This is a genomic window from Kribbella sp. (assembly GCF_035655035.1).
Lineage (GTDB): Bacteria > Actinomycetota > Actinomycetes > Propionibacteriales > Kribbellaceae > Kribbella.
This window is the reverse complement of the sequence record NZ_DASRVN010000093.1, coordinates 1-4,600: the sequence shown is the minus strand read 5'-3', so window position 1 is coordinate 4,600 and position 4,600 is coordinate 1. Positions and strand designations below refer to the sequence as shown.

The 4,600-nt window shown below is 68.4% G+C and carries 3 protein-coding genes; 1 reads left to right on the top strand and 2 read right to left on the bottom strand.

All coding sequences use genetic code 11. The features are described from left to right. Positions 1-294 (bottom strand): FHA domain-containing protein (locus VFF46_RS05545; protein ID WP_325035926.1); only part of this gene is annotated, 294 nt, incomplete at its 3' end. Positions 295-882: 588 nt separating this feature from the next. On the opposite strand from VFF46_RS05545, the gene VFF46_RS05540 reads away from it, so the two are divergent. Then, positions 883-3,198, top strand: coding sequence for a M4 family metallopeptidase (locus VFF46_RS05540; RefSeq protein WP_325035925.1), 2,316 nt, complete (start codon positions 883-885; stop codon positions 3,196-3,198). Positions 3,199-3,247: 49 nt separating this feature from the next. Here the strand turns inward: VFF46_RS05540 and VFF46_RS05535 are convergent, their stop codons facing one another. Then, the gene (locus VFF46_RS05535) at positions 3,248-4,426 is read right to left on the bottom strand and encodes a hypothetical protein (RefSeq protein WP_325035924.1); all 1,179 of its coding nucleotides are present in this window, start codon (positions 4,424-4,426) and stop codon (positions 3,248-3,250) included. Positions 4,427-4,600: the final 174 nt, after the last annotated feature.

Sequence of the window (4,600 nt, the reverse complement as noted above, 5' to 3'; positions counted from 1 at the left end):
GGCGGGGGTGGTGTGGAAGGTGAGGATGGAGCGGCCTATGTGGATTCGGTCGCCGGGGGTTAGGGGGGTGGGGGTGGTTAGGCGGTGGCCGTTGAGGCCGGTGCCGTTGCGGGACTCGTCGTGGAGGGTCCAGGTGGTGGTGTCGCGGGTCAGGCGGGCGTGGATGCGGGAGATCTGGTCGTCGGCCTGGAGGCGGATGTCGGCGTTGGAGGCGCGGCCGATGGTGATCGTGGTGGCGCCGGGCGGCAGCGGCCAGCGCTGGTCGCCGAGGGACAGCACGAATTCGGTTTCCACTTACACCCCAGTGTCGTCCCGTCGCGCCGCGCGAGCCGTAGGTCCCGCGGGTACCGGCCCCCGGCGCGCCCCGCGGCCGTACCTCGCCGCAACACCCGTCCTGGACCGTGCCCCCGCGGACGCACCTCGCCGCAGCACACCCTGTCCCGGACCGTGCCCCAGCAGCCGCACCTCGCCGCGGTCAACCACCGCGGCGCGGCCGAGTGGCACCTGGCCCGTCTGCGCGATTCTGCCATTCACGTCTGCCCCAGAACACCAGCAGTTCGCTGACCGCGCAACTTGACGACTGTCCGCGTCGGAGCCCCGGCGCGCCGTGATGATTCTCAGCCTGGCGCCGCGCATGTCAGCGCTAAGTAGTCCTGACAACGCGGTCAGTTGTCATCGAGGTGCCAACGGCACGACAGCGCCTTGCCCGCCCCCACCCCCGGACATAGTGTCCCCCCGGCGCGATTCATCGGGGTTGGATGGAAAGGGGATTTTCCGCGGCAACTCCCGAAAAATCTGCCGGAGGTCCAGGCGAACTGGTGCACCGTCTGCAGTCCGGCCGTAGGCGCAACCCGCCCAGCACCATCTCGCGAAGGGACCACCATGTTCCAGCGTTCCCGCAAGCCTGCCGCCAAACTGGCGATAGCCGGTATCGGGGTCACCAGCCTCGCCGCGGCAGCACTCGCCGGACTCGGTACGTCGGCCGCAGGCGCCGCCCCGAGTGCGGCACCGCCGCCCCGCCCGTCAGCCGCCCAGTCGAAGGCGTTCGCCGCCGGCTCAGCGTCCTCGCTGGTGGCCGGCCGGCCGAGCGCCCTGCACGCCTCGAAGGACGACAAGTTCACCGCGAAACCGGTGATCTCGGACCGGTCCGGTCTGCAGTACGTCCCGTACGAGCGCTCGTACAAGGGGCTGCCCGTGGTCGGCGGCGACTTCGTCGTCGTCACCGACAGCAAGGGCGCCGTGAAGTCCACCTCGGTCGCCCAGACCACCGCCGTACCGGATCTGTCGACGACGGCGAAGGTGACGGCCGCCGCCGCGCAGAAGGCCGCGAACAAGCAGCTGAAGGTGGTCAAGTCCTCGACCACGCCGACGCTCGCGGTCTACGCCCTGAACGGCACCCCGAAGCTCGCCTGGCAGTCGCGGGTGAGCGGCAGCAACGGCACGGAGCCGTCGAGCCTGTCGGTGTACGTCGACGCGCAGAGCGGCAAGGTGCTCGGTACCAAGGAGCACGTGATGTTCGGCAACGGTACGTCGGCCTGGAACGGGCCGAACCCGGTGCACCTGGACACCACGCTCTCCGGCAGCACGTACTCGATGAAGGACCCGAACATCACCAACCTGTCCTGCCAGGACGCGGCGAACAACACCACGTTCACCGGCCCGGACGACAACTGGGGCAACGGGACCGCCACGGTCAAGGAGACCGGCTGCGTCGACGCGCTGTTCGCGGCGCAGACCGAGAAGAAGATGCTGACCGACTGGCTCGGCCGCAACGGCATGGACGGCAACGGCGGCGCGTGGCCGATCCGGGTCGGCCTGGCCGACGAGAACGCGTACTACGACGGCTCGCAGGTGCAGATCGGCCACAACTCCGCGAACCAGTGGATCGGCTCGATCGACGTGGTCGCGCACGAGATGGGTCACGGTATCGACGACCACACGCCGGGCGGCATCTCCGGCAACGGCACCCAGGAGTTCGTCGCGGACACGTTCGGCGCGTCCACCGAGTGGTACGCCAACGAGCCCGCGCCGTACGACACGCCGGACTTCCTGGTCGGCGAGCAGATCAACCTGGTCGGCAACGGCCCGATCCGGAACATGTACAACCCGTCGGCGCTCGGCGACCCGAACTGCTACTCGAGCTCGATCCCGACCACCGAGGTGCACGCCGCGGCCGGCCCCGGCAACCACTGGTTCTACCTGCTGTCCCAAGGCAGCAACGCCTCGCCGGCCAGCCCGACCTGCAACAACTCGACGGTGACCGGTCTCGGGATCCAGAAGGCCATCAAGATCATGTACAACGCGATGCTGATGAAGACCAGCAGCGCCTCGTACCTGAAGTACCGGACCTGGACCCTGACCGCGGCGAAGAACCTGTACCCGGGCAGCTGCACCGAGTTCAACACCGTCAAGGCGGCGTGGGACGCGGTGAGCGTACCGGCGCAGTCCGGTGACCCGACCTGCAGCGCCACCGGTGGCGTCACGGTCAGCAACCCGGGCAACAAGACCGGCACGGTCAACACGGCGCTGACGCCGTTCACGCTGACCGCGTCCGGCGGCACCTCGCCGTACACCTGGTCCGCGACCGGCCTGCCGGCCGGTGTCACGATCGGTTCGTCGACCGGCACGGTGTCCGGTACGCCGACCGCGAGCGGTACGTTCACCGTCACCGCGACGGCGACCGCGAGCGCGGGCGGTTCGGGTTCGGCGCAGTTCACGATCACCGTCGGCGGCGGTACCGGCAGCTGCTCCGGACAGAAGCTCGGCAACCCGGGCTTCGAGACCGGTACGGCGGCCCCGTGGACGGCGTCGACCGGCGTGGTCGACAACACCACCTCCCAGCCCGCGCACAGCGGCACCTGGAAGGCGTGGATGGACGGCTACGGCCAGACGCACACCGACACGCTCAGCCAGTCGGTGACGATCCCGGCCGGGTGCTCGGCGACGTTCTCCTTCTACCTGCACGTCGACACCGCGGAGACGACCACGTCGTCGCAGTACGACACGCTCACGGTGAAGGCGGGCTCGACGACGCTGGCGATGTACTCGAACCTGAACGCGGCGAGCGGCTACTCGCTCAAGTCGTTCAACCTGTCGTCGTTCGCCGGCCAGACAGTATCGATCAGCTTCACCGGCACCGAGGATTCCTCGCTGCAAACGTCGTTCGTCGTGGACGACACCGGGCTCAACCTGAGCTGAACTGAATCGGCCGCCGTACCCGCATCGGGTACGGCGGCCGACTCGTTTCTCAGCCGAGGGTCATCCGGGGTTCGCCGTTGACGAGGCCGGTTCCGGTGATGGTGCAGGTGCCGCCGCGGTTCTGGGTGTAGGTCTGGCGGACGCAGTTGCGGAGAGCGAGCTGGGCCCAGTAGTTCGGGTGCAAGGATTCCTGGATGTAGTAGTCCGAGCCGACGGTGGTGACGGTGCGGATCTGGTTGATCCATTCGGTTCTGTCGACGGCGGTCGGCTGGGTCCAGGAGGTCAGGCCGACCTCTTCGTACAGGCCGACGCCCTTCTCGCAGAGCCGGCGGCCGTTGAAGGCGGACTGGAGTTCGAGGAGGCGGGTGTTGCTCAGGCCGGACTGGCCGATCGCGTCCCGGACCGTGTTGTTGATCGTGACCAGCGCGGTGCTGTTCGCCCAGTCGGCGTCGGCGTTCCAGAAGCCGCAGCCGCCGGTGCTCTGCCGGGTGTAGCCGCTCTGGCTGTACCGGAATCCGCTGGCGGACGGGATCGGCGACGGATACGTCTGTACGACGAGGTTCCAGGCGTTGTCGCCGTACCCGGCGTTCCGCATCGCGGTGCGCAGGTTCTGGAAGGCGGTCACGATCTTGGCCCGGACGGCGGTGACGTTCGCGGTCGTGAAGTTCGCGACCACCGTCGAGTCGTCCTTGCAGTAGTCCGGGTTCCAGGACGGTGAGAGCAGGAAGTCCTGCACGCACTGGGTGACGATCGACGCGAAGTTGAAGTCGTTGCCGCCGATCGAGACGACGACCTGCTTCACGTTGTGGCTCGCCGCGAACTGCTGCAGCAGCTTCGCCTGCCCGAGGTGCCCGGCGCCGTCGTCGTAGAAGTCCAGGCCGGGCTTGAAGTATTCGCCGGTACCGGTCGTGGTGCGGGCGCCCGAACAGGCCAGGTTCAGCCCGCCGACGCCGCCGCCGATGTACGCCTCCGCGGACTGGCTGCGGTGGCACCGCGGGATCTGCTCGGCGGTATGACCCGCGTTGTCGTAGTAGGCGGTCGCACCGAGCGCGTCGGCCGGTGCCGCGGACTCGTTCGAGCTCCCGGCCCAGCGGCCGGCCTCGCCCGAGATGTAGGAGTCCCCAACGGTCACGACGTACGGCGTACCCGATCCGGGGCCGTCGGCGTGTGCCGGGGGAGCGACCAGGCCGAGCCCGGTCAGGGAGAGTAGGAGAACTGCTGCGGACACTCGTCGACGCCAGAGAAAATGGGCACAGCTCATGGAAGGCCTCTCACACCGGGAGTTCGGTGGACCGAGCGTACTGATGTGTGCGCATTCTGTCATCGCATCGATGCCCCCGACGCTGAGGCACGATGGTTGCGTGGCAGTTCAGGGACCGCAGTTGCCGGTGGGTACGCAGGT

What these genes read in the sequence shown, in the direction of transcription:
- VFF46_RS05540 (WP_325035925.1), top strand. Translation starts at nt 883, where the DNA reads ATGTTCCAGCGTTCCCGCAAGCCTGCCGCCAAACTGGCGATAGCCGGT.